10 protein-coding genes are annotated in these 13,356 nt (G+C 75.2%); 4 read left to right on the top strand and 6 right to left on the bottom strand.

Annotation, left to right across the window (positions count from 1 at the left end):
• Nucleotides 1-7: 7 nt before the first annotated feature.
• Both ACQEVM_RS11395 and ACQEVM_RS11390 read right to left on the bottom strand, forming a co-directional pair.
• Nucleotides 8-784, bottom strand: a complete 777-nt coding sequence (locus ACQEVM_RS11395; protein ID WP_433077550.1) for a hypothetical protein — start codon at nucleotides 782-784, stop codon at nucleotides 8-10.
• A gap of 55 nt (nucleotides 785-839) precedes the next feature.
• Nucleotides 840-1,451, bottom strand: a complete 612-nt coding sequence (locus tag ACQEVM_RS11390; protein ID WP_433077548.1) for a hypothetical protein — start codon at nucleotides 1,449-1,451, stop codon at nucleotides 840-842.
• Between the two features lie 303 nt (nucleotides 1,452-1,754).
• On the opposite strand from ACQEVM_RS11390, the gene ACQEVM_RS11385 reads away from it, so the two are divergent.
• The gene (locus tag ACQEVM_RS11385; RefSeq protein ID WP_433077546.1) at nucleotides 1,755-3,065 is read left to right on the top strand and encodes a sensor domain-containing protein; all 1,311 of its coding nucleotides are present in this window, start codon (nucleotides 1,755-1,757) and stop codon (nucleotides 3,063-3,065) included.
• Nucleotides 3,053-3,721 carry a response regulator transcription factor gene (locus tag ACQEVM_RS11380; RefSeq protein WP_433077544.1) on the top strand — a complete coding sequence of 223 codons (669 nt, stop codon included), beginning with the start codon at nucleotides 3,053-3,055 and terminating at the stop codon, nucleotides 3,719-3,721. The genes ACQEVM_RS11385 and ACQEVM_RS11380 overlap by 13 nt, the downstream gene beginning before the upstream one ends.
• Here ACQEVM_RS11380 and ACQEVM_RS11375 read toward each other — a convergent pair.
• The 3 genes from ACQEVM_RS11375 to ACQEVM_RS11365 form a co-directional block, all read right to left on the bottom strand.
• Complete coding sequence (locus tag ACQEVM_RS11375) at nucleotides 3,639-4,937, bottom strand: glycosyltransferase 87 family protein (protein ID WP_433077542.1); 1,299 nt, start codon at nucleotides 4,935-4,937, stop codon at nucleotides 3,639-3,641. The two genes, ACQEVM_RS11380 and ACQEVM_RS11375, sit on opposite strands and share 83 nt — an antisense overlap.
• Nucleotides 4,938-5,089: 152 nt before the next feature.
• Entirely contained in the window at nucleotides 5,090-6,805 is a 1,716-nt protein-coding gene (gene metG / locus ACQEVM_RS11370; protein ID WP_433077540.1) for a methionine--tRNA ligase, read from the bottom strand.
• Nucleotides 6,806-7,090: 285 nt separating this feature from the next.
• On the bottom strand, nucleotides 7,091-9,064 hold the full coding sequence (locus ACQEVM_RS11365) for a hypothetical protein (protein ID WP_433077538.1): 1,974 nt from the start codon (nucleotides 9,062-9,064) through the stop codon (nucleotides 7,091-7,093).
• A gap of 326 nt (nucleotides 9,065-9,390) precedes the next feature.
• On the opposite strand from ACQEVM_RS11365, the gene ACQEVM_RS11360 reads away from it, so the two are divergent.
• Both ACQEVM_RS11360 and ACQEVM_RS11355 read left to right on the top strand, forming a co-directional pair.
• On the top strand, nucleotides 9,391-9,912 hold the full coding sequence (locus tag ACQEVM_RS11360; protein ID WP_433077536.1) for a sigma-70 family RNA polymerase sigma factor: 522 nt from the start codon (nucleotides 9,391-9,393) through the stop codon (nucleotides 9,910-9,912).
• A complete protein-coding gene (locus ACQEVM_RS11355) occupies nucleotides 9,909-11,729 on the top strand; it encodes a hypothetical protein (RefSeq protein ID WP_433077534.1) in 1,821 nt (606 codons plus the stop codon). Before ACQEVM_RS11360 ends, ACQEVM_RS11355 begins: the two co-directional genes overlap by 4 nt.
• Before the next feature lie 6 nt (nucleotides 11,730-11,735).
• Here the strand turns inward: ACQEVM_RS11355 and ACQEVM_RS11350 are convergent, their stop codons facing one another.
• Entirely contained in the window at nucleotides 11,736-13,292 is a 1,557-nt protein-coding gene (locus ACQEVM_RS11350; protein WP_433079940.1) for a protein kinase domain-containing protein, read from the bottom strand.
• Between the last annotated feature and the right edge of the window lie 64 nt (nucleotides 13,293-13,356).

Below are 13,356 nucleotides of genomic sequence, written 5' to 3'. Positions count from 1 at the left end.
ACAGGAGCTAGCGGGAAGCCGTCACCGACAGGCTGGGGAAGAGGTCCTGGAAGGGCCCGGCCGAGTCGACCCCGTCCCGGCCGTAGGGCGCGTCGAAGCTCCACACCATGAACAGCAGCATCACGATCAGCGCGCTGAACAGCCCCGCCAGCAGCAACTCCCGCCCGGAGCGGCGGATCTGGAGCGTGAAGATCAGCCCGACCGTGACCACCCCGCCGACCAGCAGACCGAACCACACCACGCCCGGCAGCGTGGACTCGTCGCTCTGCAACCGCGAGTGGCGGGCGTCGTCGGCGGTCGCGATGTGGTCGAGCAGCGGCTGGTAGGCCTGTGCCTGGAGTTCGGTGGTCGGGCTCTGGTGGGTGACGTCGCCGCGCAGCGTGCCGAGCAGCCGCGCGCCCTCGGTGGAGGCGGCCTCGCCCGAGGTGAGGAGCGGCCAGTCCACGGAGACGGTGTGGGCGACGTACGCGTTCACCTCGCCCCGGATCCGGTCGCGGACCGGGGTCGGGTAGACGTCGGCGCGCTGGGTCACCTCGTACAACGACTGGGCCTCGCGGCGCACGCTGTCCTCGGCGGTGCCGCGCGCCTCCCAGACGCCGGCGATGGCCAGGCCGAGGACGATCGCGTAGACCACGCCGACCATCATCGTCATGTACTCGATGACGTCGGGGGTCTCGCTGGTGTCCTCGTCGGCGGCGACCCGGCGGTGCCGGATCGTGGTGATGGTGAGGACGAGGGCGCAGACGAGCGCCATGGCGATGGCCAGGACCAGCCATTCGGACACGAGGGATCTCCCGTTCGGAGGTCGGTGGGGAAGGGACCGCGAAGCCGCCGGGCGGCTAGCCGCGGCCCTTGGAGCGGGGGCGCAGCGCGGCGGCGGCGAGCACCGCCGGGGTTCCGACGACGACCATGAGCATCATGGCGGACAGGCCGTCGGGGGCCCGGCGTTCGGACGCCGAGGGGTGGTACGGACGCATCCGGAAGGCACTGGTGAACTCCGTGGTCGTCCTCGCCCGGGCCGGCGCGGGCGCGGCCGACGGCGCGGGTTCGGCGGGGGTCGCGGGCGAGGCGGCGGCCGGTGCCCCCGGCCGGGCCGGGGCGGCCGGTGGCCGGCCGGGGAGTCCCGGTGCCGGGGCGGCGGCGGGCGTGCCCGCGGGGGCCGCGGGGAGCCCCGGGGCCCGACCCGGATGGTGCGCGGTCGGCCCGGCGCCGGGCAGGGTCACCCGTACGGGCGGCCGGAGGGCGGGTGGTACGACGGACGGTACGAACGGCGGCCGGACGGCGGCGAGTCCGCCGGCGGGCGGCCGGACGTGCACGGACCCGCCCGGTACGCACACGTCCACCCGGGCGCCCCGCCCGTGGCCGTCCCCGGCCACGGCCACGTGCCCGTGCAGTGGACAGAGGGCGCCCACCAGGCCCGCCCCGGCGACGTACTGCCATGCGGTCACCACGCGGCACGACCTCCCGATCCGTTCGTCAGCCGTGACCGGCGGCAGCGCGGGTCACGGCTGAAGAAACGATCAGGGCGCGGCTTCGACACGCGCCATACAGGTCAAGATCTTGTACGAAGGGTCACCTCGGGCCTTCGACGGGCCCGCTCCGCCCTCCCGACGCGTCCCGCCGCGGCGTCCGCGCCGCCGTGGACCGGTGATCGGGCGAACCGACTCTCGACGGCTCGGCGGGGCGGTCCGGGTGTCGGGCGCGGCCGGGTGACGGCCACGAGGACCGGCGGCGCAGTCACATAGGCTGCCTGTATGTCCGCTTCCGCCGCCCTCCCGGAGCCGCCCCGGGAACCACCCGTCGCCGCATGGGGCGTACTGCGGCGGCCGGGCCGGTTCCTCACCTCGTGGTGGCCCTGGCGCTGTTGGGGATACCTCGCCACCGGATCCGTCCTCGGCTACGCCGTGTTGCTCGCCCTGCTCGGGCTGGTCGGCCTCGGACTGCTGCTCGCCGTCGTCGGCGTCGGACTGCTGCTGCTGATCGCGGCCGCGACGCTGGGCGTGCCGCTCGGGCGGCTGGAGCGCCGGCGGCTGCGGTTCGTGGAACCGGCGCCGGTCGCCGATCCGCACGCCTCGCTCGCCGGGGCCCGGATGTCCGCCCGGCTGCGCACCCGACTGCGGGAACGGTCCACCTGGCGGGAGTTCGGGTACGCCGTGCTGCTCGGGCCCGTCTTCGGGGCGGCCGGCTTCGGGGTGCTGACCCTGCTCGCGTTCTCCCTGGTCCTCGTCGCGACCCCGGTGTTCGTGTGGGCCGTCGCCCCGGACCACGTCATGCTGATCCCCGGCCGGGCGGTGTCCGGCCCGCTGGAGGCCTTCTGCGGCACCGCCGTCGGACTGTTCGCACTGGCCGTGACGGGGTACGCCGGGGCGCTGCTCGCGGGGGCTCAGGTGAAGACCGTACGGCTGCTCCTCGGCCCGCGCGAGGAGGACGCCCGGGTGTGGGAACTGACCCGCTCACGGGTCCGCCTCGTCGACGCCTTCGAGGCCGAACGACGGCGCATCGAAAGGGACTTGCACGACGGGGCACAACAGCAGCTGGTGGCTCTCAGCATGACGCTGGGGCTCGCCGAGATGGAGCTGCGCGGGGTCCCGGGGTCCGCCGACGCCGCCGCGCTCGTGGCCCGGGGGCGCGGCGAGGCACGGCTGGCACTGGAGCAACTGCGCGACCTCGTAAGGGGAATCCACCCCCAGGTACTCACCGATCACGGTCTCGCGGCCGCCGTCGCCGAGGTCGCGCAGCGCCACCCGGTGCCGGTGACGGTGGACCTGGACCTGCCCCGGCTGCCCGACTCCGTGGAGATCACCGCGTACTTCACGGTCACCGAGGCCCTGGCGAACGCGGCCAAGCACAGCGGGGCGGCGCACATCGGCATCGCCGGTAGGGTCGAGACGGGCCGACTCACTCTCACCGTCACCGACGACGGCCGCGGCGGGGCCGATCCCGGCGCGGGAGCGGGTCTGGCGGGTCTCGCGGACAGGGTGGCGATGTTGCAGGGCAGGCTGGTGGTGTCCAGTCCGGTGGGCGGACCGACCGAACTCCGGGTGGAGGTGCCGTGCTCCGGCTGATCCTCGCGGAGGACTCCGTGCTCCTGCGGGCCGGTCTCACCGAGTTGTTGACCCGCGGCGGCCATCGCGTGATCGCCGCGGTCGGTGACGCCGATCAGCTGGTGCGGGCCGTGGAGGCGGAACGACCCGACGTGGTCGTCACGGACGTGCGGATGCCCCCCGACTTCCGCGACGAGGGGCTGCGGGCCGCACTCGAACTGCGTGCCCGGGACGTCTCGTTGCCGGTTCTGGTGCTGTCCCAGTACGTGGCCACCGCGTACGCGACCCGGCTCCTCACCGCCGGCGGGCGCGAGCGGGGCGCCGGCGGGCTGGGCTACCTGCTCAAGGACCGGGTCGGCGAGGTGGCCGAGTTCCTCGACGCGCTCGAACGGGTGGCCGGCGGGCAGACCGTCATCGACCCCGAGGTGGTGCGCGTCCTGCTGAGCGCCCGGACGACGGACCTGCCGCTGTCGCGGCTCACCCCGCGCGAGCGCGAGGTCCTCGCCCTGATGGCGGAAGGCCTCAACAACCAGGCCCTGGCGGCCCGTCTGTTCGTGACCGAGGCGGCCGTCGTCAAGCACGCGAGCAGCATCTTCACGAAGCTGGACCTGGACCCGACGGAGGGGAACCGTCGCGTCCTGGCCGTACTGGCCCACCTGCGGGGCGTACAGGCCTGACCGCGCCCGGCGCCCCTCCGCCCGGGGAACCGCCCGTACGGGTCGGGGGCGGCGCGCCCGGACCCGTCACCGACGGCCGCCCGGAGCCCGCGACGACGAGGGAGCGGGACGGGAGGTACATCGAGCGGGCCCACAGGGAGAGCACCAAGGGCAGCGCCAGGTAACCGAAGCGGCCCGCCGGGGCCAAGAGGAAGGCCAGGGTGAATCCGATCGCGAGGCGGTCGGCGGCGGCCCGCAGCGTCCGGGGCGGGCGCGACACCAGGAACGCGGCCACGCCGACAGCGCCCACCACGAGCAGACCCATCGTCAGATACCAGCCCCACGGCCCGAGTTCCGCCAGCAGATGCCCCGGCAGGGGGCTGCTCGCCGGGGTCGGCACCTCGGCCCGACCCGTGGGGAAGGCGAACACCTGCCCCCACATCTGCGCCGGCTGGAGCAGCGCGCTCGGCAACACCAGCGCGGCCGTCCCCGAGACCGCCACGACGGCGCAGCGCACCGCGGCCCGCCCGCCCCGAGCGGCCGCGAGGACGGCGACCGCCACCGCCACCGCGGGCAGCGCCGTCCACTTCAGCGCGCACGCCCCGGCGAGGGCCGCCCCGGCGAGAGCGGGCCGGCCGGCCACGGCAGCAGCCAGGGCCAGGCAGCACAGCCCGGTCAGCGGCAGGTCGACGCCGCTCACGACCAGCGGCAGCGCCAGGACCGGCGAGGCCACCAGGACGGGCAGCAGGCCCCCGGACTCCGCACCCATCACCCGGCGCCCCGCCCACAACCCGGCGAACAGGGCCGCAGCACACCACGGTCGGGCGTCGCCCGGCGGGCCCGGCAGCACGCTCGGGATGCCGAAGGCCGCCATGCCCGGCAGGTACGGGGTGTAGTCCTCGACCCGCGCCGGGCGGTCGACGTACATCCGCCCGGAGTCCAGGAGGAGGCGCCCGGACCGCTCGATGACCGCCACCTCGCTCTGCCCCTGCCCGGTCAGCACCAGCCACAGCAGCGGAACGGCCACGGCGCCCGCCAGGGCCACCGCGACGGCCGCCCCCGGCCGGCGGGCGGTGAGGCAGGCCGCTCCGAGGTAGCCGACGGCCGCGCACCAGCCCCAGAGCCGGTGCGGGGCGAGGGTGGAGAACAGCGGGAAGCACAGGGCCCACCCGGCCGCGAGCAGCCACAGGGCGGTCATTCGGGGGGCGGTCCACCAGGAGGCGGGGGAAGGGGTCATGGGTCCATTGCAGCCGTGCGCCCCCGCTGGGGTCTGCACGGCCAAGTGGACACTTCGGGGTGGGGTTTCCCCTACTCCCGGTCCGCGTCGGACACGGGTGAGGGGCGCGACCCGTGCGGGTCGCGCCCCTCATTCCGGTGAAGCGGTGGGCCTCAGGCCTCCGGAGAGCCGCCGAAACGCTCCCGGTACGACTCCAGGTCCTCTTCGGTGATCTTCGCGAAGAGCACCGGCGGCACGGTGAACGGCGTGCCGGCCGGAACCGCGTCCAGCGACCTGGCCTGCTCCGGGGTCACCCACGTCGCCGTGTCCTCGGCGAGCGTGAACGCGGAGCGCATGGCGCGCGCCGAGGACGGGATGAACGGCTCGGAGACCACCGAGTAGAGGTGGATGAGGTTCATCGCGGTCCGCAGGGTGAGCGCCGCACCCTCGGGGTCGGTCTTGATCTCCAGCCAGGGGGCCTTCTCCTCCAGGTAGGAGTTTCCGGCCGACCACAGGGCGCGCAGCGCCGCCGCCGCCTTGCGGTACTGGAGGGTCTCCATGTGGCCCTCGTACTCGGCGAGCAGCTCGGCGATCTGCTCGCCCAGCTTCGCCTCGGCCTCGCCGGCCGCGTTGCCCGCGGGGACGTCGTCGCCGAAGCGCTTGCGCGAGAAGGACAGCACGCGGTTGACGAAGTTGCCGAGGGTGTCGGCGAGGTCCTTGTTGACCGTGGCGGTGAAGTGCTCCCACGTGAAGGACGAGTCGTCCGACTCGGGTGCGTTGGCGATGAGGAAGTAGCGCCAGTAGTCGGCCGGGAGGATCTCCAGCGCGTGGTCGGTGAAGACGCCGCGCTTCTGCGAGGTGGAGAACTTGCCGCCGTAGTACGTCAGCCAGTTGAAGGCCTTGACGTAGTCGACCTTCTTCCACGGCTCGCGGGTGCCGAGTTCGGTGGCCGGGAACATCACCGTGTGGAACGGGACGTTGTCCTTGGCCATGAACTGGGTGTACCGGACGTCCTCGGCCTCGTACCACCACGCCTTGTAGTCGCGGTTCGCCGGGTCGGCGTCCGCCCACTCCTTGGTGGAGGCGATGTACTCGATCGGCGCGTCGAACCAGACGTAGAAGACCTTGCCCTCGGCGGCCAGCTCGGGCCAGGTGTCGGCGGGGACGGGAACGCCCCAGTCGAGGTCCCGGGTGATGGCGCGGTCGTGCAGGCCCTCGGTCAGCCACTTGCGGGCGATCGAGGAGGCCAGCTGCGGCCACTCCTCCTCGTGCTCCGCCACCCAGGCCTCGACCTCGACCTGGAGCTTGGACTGGAGGAGGAAGAGGTGCGTGGTCTCGCGGACCTCCAGCTCGGTGGAGCCGGAGATCGCGGAGCGGGGCTCGATCAGGTCCGTGGGGTCCAGGACGCGGGTGCAGTTCTCGCACTGGTCGCCGCGGGCCTTGTCGTAGCCGCAGTGGGGGCAGGTGCCCTCGACGTAGCGGTCCGGCAGGAACCTGCCGTCGACCGGCGAGTACACCTGCCGGATCGCCCGCTCCTCGATGAAGCCGTTCTCCTGGAGCCGCCGCGCGAAGTGCTGGGTGATCTCGGCGTTCTGCCGCGAGGAGCTGCGGCCGAAGTAGTCGAAGGACAGCTCGAAGCCGTCGTAGACCGCCTTCTGGGCGTCGTGCGCCTGCGCACAGAAATCGGAGACCGAGAGACCGGCCGCCTTGGCGGCGAGTTCGGCGGGGGTGCCGTGCTCGTCGGTGGCGCAGATGTAGAGGACGTCGTGGCCGCGCTGGCGGAGGTACCGGGAGTACACATCCGCCGGAAGCATCGACCCGACCATGTTGCCCAGGTGCTTGATCCCGTTGATGTAGGGAAGCGCGCTGGTGATCAGGTGTCGAGCCATCCTCGGATGCTCCATTCGTTTCATTTGTACGGATTTACGCGTGACGACCCGCCGTGACGGATCGTGATGCTGTTCATCGTATCGAACCGCCGAAAGGCGCCGTCCCGCAATTTCCACGGGTGGACCCGACGCAAAAGCGAGGACAGTGACCTCTGCGTCACGGCCCTCGCAATGGGGCCATGCTACAGCCGGGGGGCCGGGGCCCCGACCGGTGGTCGCGGGGTGGACGGCCGCGCCGGCGGGGGTCCCGTCCCGGGTCCGGCGCGGGCCTGCGGCGGCCGGGGTTCAGTCCCGGCCGCCGGTCGCGCCGTCGAGCGCGGTGATCCCGGCGCCGCTCGCCAGCCTTCCGGTCAGCGTGACCGCGCCGCCCCGGGCGCCGGCCGGGGCGGCGAGGCTGCGGCCCTTGCTCTCCGCGCGGACCGCGCCGGTCGCGGTGATCGCCGTGACCTCCCGGCTTCCGGCGGCGAGCTGGTACCAGCGGCCGGCCGGGGAACGCCAGCGGGTGCCCGCGAGCAGGTGTTGTCCGAAGCGTCCGCAGGCGGCGGTGGCCCGCGCCCGCGCCACGTCCTGCGGCGGCCCCGAGGGCGGGCGCAGTTGGACGAGCACGTCCCCGGGCCCGGCCCAACCCGAGGCCCGGGTGCAGGACCAGACGGCCCGACCTCCCCCATCGGGGAGTTCCGAGTCGGCGAAGTCCCAGATGTTGACGGCGCGCACACCGGCGCCGGGGAGTTCCCGCAACCGGCAGGCGACCGGCGCCCACGCGGCCCGGGCGGCCGTTCCGGTGGCCTCGCGCGGTTGCCGGGCGGGCACGGCGCCGGGACCGGTGGGCAGCGGTGTGTAGGTGAGGTGCACCGGGGTGAGCGCGCCCAGGTCGGCGAGGACGAAGGCGTGCTTCTCCACGATGCGGGCGGAGGAGGTCAGTTCCAGCGCGGGCCAGGTGTCGCAGGCGCCCGCGGCGCGGGGCACCGCGGTGGGCGCGGTGACCCCGTCGGCGGAGACGGCCAGGGGTTTCGCCGGGTCCCCGGCCCGCGTCAGGTCGCGGGTGCCGGCCTTGGCGATCCACGGTGCGAGCAGGTACCGGGCGGCCGTGCCGGTGCGGCCGAGGCTGAGCGCGGCGGCCGTGGTGACCCCGGACTCGTCGGTACGGGCGAATGCGAGCTCCCGGGCACCCGACCCGTCGGCGGCCTCGGTGTAGCGGACGACCCGGTCCGCGTCGAGCAGGAGCACCACGGCCCGGCCGTCGCCGTCCCCCGCGTACAGCAACTGGGGCGGGCGGCCCGGCGGGTCCGTGGGCGTCCCCGGCGCGGCCGTCACCGGCACCTCGCGCGATCGGGCCGCCCACGTGCCCAGGGCCCGGGCGAGCAGGGCCCGGTCGGCGGCGCGGGCGCCCCGGGCGGGCCAGGCGGTGAAGTCGACCCGGGCGGTGTCGGCCCAGGCCTCGGCCGGCACCCTGACCAGCCGGGCGGGGTCCAGTGCCCCGACGGCCACCGGCCCGGCGAGCGGCCGGGCGTCGGGCGCCCGCGACGCGGTGTGGGCGGCCAGGACCCCGCCTACGACGGCGAGCGCGGCCGTCGCGGCCCCTACGGCCCGGACCCGGCGACGGCGGCGCAGCAGGTCGGTGGGGCGGGCGCTGACCACGCTGGCGTCGAACTCCGGGTTCCCCAGGGCTCCCGGGAGCGCCTCCTCGGCGCGGGGCTCGCCGTCAGGGTCGGCGGTGTCCCCCACGGGCACCGCCAGCGCCTCCCGGACGGCGTCCGCCGGGTCGGCGGCGCCGGCCGCGCGGAGCAGTCGTACGACGCTCTCCTCGGGCAGGCCGTCCAGCCGGTGCAGCACGAAGGCGGCCCGCACCGGGGCGGACGCCCCGGCCAGCAGTCGGGCGACCTCGTCGATCCCGCCGGCCGGGGGCCACAGCCGCAGCCCCCACACGAAGGGCGGGGCGGGTGGCCAGGAGAGCCGGGCCAGGGCGGCGCGGGTCCGGCCGGCCCGGGCGAGGGAGGCGCGGAGCACGCGTACCCGCACGTCCTCCAGCGGGGCGCCGGGGCTGTCGGGACCGCCCGGCCCGTCGGCCCCGGGACCTCCTCCCCCGGTGTGCGGGAGCGCGCGCTGCACGGCTTTGTGCGCCAGCAGTACGCGGGTGTGCCGCCCCGATGTCCCGGGGAGCGTCACGTAGGCGAGCCGTACCAGTCGGGGGTACTGCTCGACGATGACCGCCTCGGCCTGCTCGACTGCGGTGGTGCCGAATCGCTGTGATGTGCCCACGCTCCGACAAACGAGTGAATCTTGGGATGGTCACACGCGGGGCGCGGCGGGCGCGGTGCCGGAGGCGCCGGCACGCGAACGGCATATGCGTATGCGCCGGTTGAGGGGCGGCTCGATCGAAGTTGGTCGCAAGTCGATCACCACTGTGCCGATTGCTTCCAGCTTTCTTCTATACGCCCTCCGAGTGCGCCCGCGCTGACACGCTGGCGGTGCGAGCGCCCAGGGGATGAGGGCTCAGGGGATGGGGTGGAGCGGTGAACGATGGCGGACCGGAGGAGCCCGGCGGTGCCGTGGGACTGCCGAGCCGGCGACGGCGGCCGACTCCGATGACCCAGTGGGATCCGCCCGCGCGCCTGTCGTACTGGGCCTTCCACACCAACCGGCGGCCCGCCTACATGCGGTTCGCCTACCTCCAGCTGGGCTCCGACGCCGCCGCCGAGGACGCCGTGGACGCCACCTTCGACGCGCTCATGAACGACTGGCTCCGCATGCTGCACATGGACCGCCTGGACGCCTACGCCTGGACCGTCCTCAAACAACGGATCGTCGATCGGCAGCACCGGCGCGTCCCGTGCCCCCCGCCGATGGACATCAGCGCCTTCGAGGCGGCGCTCAAGGAAGCCCACTGCGATCAGTACGAGGTGCTGACCGACACCATCCGCTTCTACTCGGCCGTCTCGCGGCTCGCCGAACGGCAGCGGGACACCGTGATCCTGCGCTACGGGCTCCAGTGCACCCCCGGGGAGGCCGCCTCGGTGATGGGTGTCGACGAGGCAACGGTCCGCTCGCAGCTCGGCCAGGCGCACCGTCGACTCGCCCGGCTGCTCGACGCGTCCGTCGAGTCATGAGGCCGGGCGAGAGCCGGGACCGCGACGGAACCCCTCGCTCCCTGGCCGAGTTCCTGGCCCGGGCGGGCGTCCGCGACCGCTACCCGCACTACGACCTCGGCGCGGCCGAGGCCCGACTGCTGCGCTCGCCTCGCACGCCCGCCGGCCACGCACGGCGCGGTTCCCCCCCGGGCTGGAGCGACCCGGCCCGCGACGTACCGCTCGACGCCGAGCGGGCACGGCGCGACCTGAAGTCGGTCTGCCTGGGCGCCGTGTGCGATCCGAACGCGGAGGCCCGGCTCGCCTCCTTCGCCCGCGGCGGGCACACCGACCTGGCCGGCGCGGTGGTCTTCGGCTGCCTGCTGCACCTGTCCGGTCTCCGCGAAGGAGCCCGGTTCTGGTGGCAGTTCGCGGCCGGCTCCGGACGGGCCCGGACCGCTGCGGCCGCCTACTGCCTCTTCCTCGACCACTCCCGGCGCGGCGAGCACCACGACGCCCGCCTCTGGGCCCGGGAGCTGGGCCGCCGCGGGTACCGGCCCGCCGGCCACCGGGAACTGCGCGAGGTCCGGCTGTGCGCGCAGGCGGCCGTCCTGCGCCACGTGGACCAGCTCGACGATCCCGACCTGGGGCCGGTGCCGCTGCCCAAGCCGGGGCTGACGGCCGTGCTGGCGGCGTTCCGCCCCGCGCCGGCGCCGCCCGCACCCGCCGCACCGGGCGCCGACCCGCCACGCCGGCCGCCCCTCACCGGAGCCTCCCGTACCGGCGGATCCCTCGGCGCGGCGGGCGAGGCCCTCGCGCAGGCCCGCCGCGCCCTGGCCGTCGTACGCGTACTGGAACGTCGCCCGCTGGGCGTGCGGGCCTGCCAACTGGGGCGTGAATCGGGCCTGGCCGAAGCGGAGCTCGCGCCACTGCTGTCGATGCTGTGCGAGGAGGGGTACGCCTGCCGGCCCGGCGCGGGGGTCTACGTCCGCGGACCGGCCCTGGACCGGCTCGCCGCCCCGGGCCTCGCGGGCCTCGCGGGGCAGCTCCGGCGTGCCCTGGCGCGGGACGGCGCGGGCGCCGCCGTCCACCTCCGCCGGCATCCCGACGAGGAGGCGCGGATCGCGCGGCCGGCGGACGGGACCGGCACCGCGACGGGGTGGCGGTGGCCGGACTTCCGCGCCGGCGCGCACGCGCCCGGCATCGGGGCGTGCCCGTTCACCCGGTTCGGCCACGGACTCGGCGCGCACCACGTGGCGCGGCTCCGCCCGGCCCGGCCGACGCCGCCGGCCGTCATCACCGACGGCCGCGTCCTGTTCCACGCCCTCGACTCGCCGGCGCCGGACATCCCGGTCCTCGACCTGCGCGCCTGCTCCCCCGGGGCCGTCTGCCCGGTCGCGTCGATCGCCGGCGGCTGCCTCGCGCTGTCGCTGCCCGCGTCGCCCGCGCACCGGCTGCGGCGCGCGGGCGACGCCCTGCGCCGTACGGCGGTCCCGGTGCTCCTGGCCCTCCTCCTGGCGGGCGCGATCCCGGTGGACGCGCCCGCCGTACGGGTGGACCTCACGGAGGCGGCGAACACGCCGAGCCCCCCGGTGCCGCCGGTCTCGCCCGCCGGGATCACCCCGGAGACCCTGCGGCACCTGCGCAAGCTGTTCCGTACCCCGGTCGGCGGTGGCGCCGGCGCGGACGGCCCCCACCTGGTCAGCGACCCGGCCGCGGCGGCCGCGTACCTCTTCGCCGCCGTGCCGGAGGGCACCGAACGACCGCGGCTGGCGCTCCCCCACACCTTCGCGCCGCTCACCCCCGGAAGCCTGACCGCGCCGGGAGGGCTGGTGGTGCTGGGGACGGACGAGACGTGACGGGCCTCAGGCCGGGGGGACGAAGGAGTCCAGGGCCGCGTCGAAGTGGCTCCGCGCCTCTCCGAGGCGTCCCACCGGGGCGGAGACCCAGACGTCGTACATGCTGCCGTTCTCGTCCCAGCAGAGGTCGAAGGTGTGCCGGGGGCCCTCCGCCGCGGTGAAGCCGTTCCAGGTGAACTCCCACAGCGCGGCGGGCAGTCCGTTGTGGGTGGTCCGCACGATCGTGTTGTCGCGGTAGCCGGGATTGGTGTCGGGGCCACCCGCGTCGGAGCCCTTCATCGCCGCGGGCGGCCCGCCGGCGACCGGCGGCGTCGACTTGATGCCGATGCGGAAGGCCCCGTCCGGGGAGATGTAGAAGACCCGCTGGTCATCGGTGGTGCGCCGGTACCCCTGGGGCACGGCGAGGCTGAACCCCTCCCGGTCGACGACCGTGCGGTAGCCGGCGGGCGCGGGCTTGGTGGGCGCGGACCGCTCGGGCCGCGGGGTCCGCGCGTCCACGGGGCTCGGGGAGGCCGGGATCCCGGCAGCGGATCCGGGCGCCCCGGCCGGGGCCGTGGCAGCGGGGCCGGCCGTGTCGGCCCGCCCCCGCGACCCGTCGTCGAGCAGCGAGGTCACGGTCATGGTGGCGACGACCGCCAGGACGACCAGGGCCACGACCAGCCCGATCCGCAGAGCCGGCCGGGCGGGAGCGACGGTGGGGCCCGCCGGTCGGGCGACGTGATCGGTCGGGGAGTACCCGGGCGGGGTGCCGGTGCCGGTCGCCGCCTTCCGACCGGAGGTCCCGGCGGGCGGGGTCGGGGCGGCGGCCCGGTCGAGCAGGGGCACCCTGCCGGTGGCCACGTACGCCGACAACAACCGCTGCGTCTCGGCGGCGTCCAACCGTCGCTCCGGATCCCGGTCCAGCAGCCCGCGGATGACCGGCAGCAGCGGCCCCGCCTTCGCCGGCGGGCGGATCTCGTCGTGGACGACGGCGTGCAGCACCCCGCCGAGGGAGTCCCGGTGGAAGGGCGATTCCCCGGTCAGGGCCGCGCACAGCAGGGCCCCCAGTGACCACAGGTCGGATTCGGGTCCCGCCGCGGCGCCCTGCATGCGTTCGGGCGAGGTGTACTCGGGTGAGCCGACGAAGGCCCCGGTCTCGCTGATGGTCGTGGCGCCGGCGAGGTGGGCGATGCCGAAGTCGGTCAGGACCACCCGGTCGGTGCCGGCCTCCATCAGGACGTTGGCGGGCTTGACGTCCCGGTGGAGCACCCCGCGCGCGTGGGCCGCGGTCAGGGCGCCGAGCAGGGCGAGTCCGGTGCGGGCGGTCTCGGCGGGGTCCAGCGGGCCCGCGGCGGTGAGTCGGTCCGCGAGGGACCCGCCGTCGACGAGTTCCATCACGATGTACGGCCGCCCGTCGTCCTCCACGACGTCGTGGACGACGACCACGTGCGGATGCCGGACCTGCGCCGCGGTGCGTGCCTCGCGCAGGGCTCCCGTGGCTTCCGTTCCGTCCCCGACGTGGAGTTCCTTGACGGCGACCGACCGTCCGAGCAGCTCGTCGGTCGCGCGCCAGACGGTCCCCATGCCGCCCCTGCCCAACCGCTCCTCCAGCCGGTAACGCCCGGCGACCACAACCCTGTTGCGCGGA

Origin of the sequence: Streptomyces sp. CA-243310 (assembly GCF_050936775.1) — a bacterium.
Classification (GTDB): domain Bacteria; phylum Actinomycetota; class Actinomycetes; order Streptomycetales; family Streptomycetaceae; genus Streptomyces.
This window is presented reverse-complemented; position numbering and strand designations above follow the sequence as displayed.

Coding starts and splice junctions, on each gene's coding strand:
- ACQEVM_RS11385 (WP_433077546.1), top strand. CDS start 1,755: ATGTCCGCTTCCGCCGCCCTCCCGGAGCCGCCCCGGGAACCACCCGTC.
- ACQEVM_RS11375 (WP_433077542.1), bottom strand. CDS start 4,937: ATGACCCCTTCCCCCGCCTCCTGGTGGACCGCCCCCCGAATGACCGCC.
- metG (WP_433077540.1), bottom strand. CDS start 6,805: ATGGCTCGACACCTGATCACCAGCGCGCTTCCCTACATCAACGGGATC.
- ACQEVM_RS11360 (WP_433077536.1), top strand. CDS start 9,391: ATGACCCAGTGGGATCCGCCCGCGCGCCTGTCGTACTGGGCCTTCCAC.
- ACQEVM_RS11355 (WP_433077534.1), top strand. CDS start 9,909: ATGAGGCCGGGCGAGAGCCGGGACCGCGACGGAACCCCTCGCTCCCTG.
- ACQEVM_RS11350 (WP_433079940.1), bottom strand. CDS start 13,292: ATGGGGACCGTCTGGCGCGCGACCGACGAGCTGCTCGGACGGTCGGTC.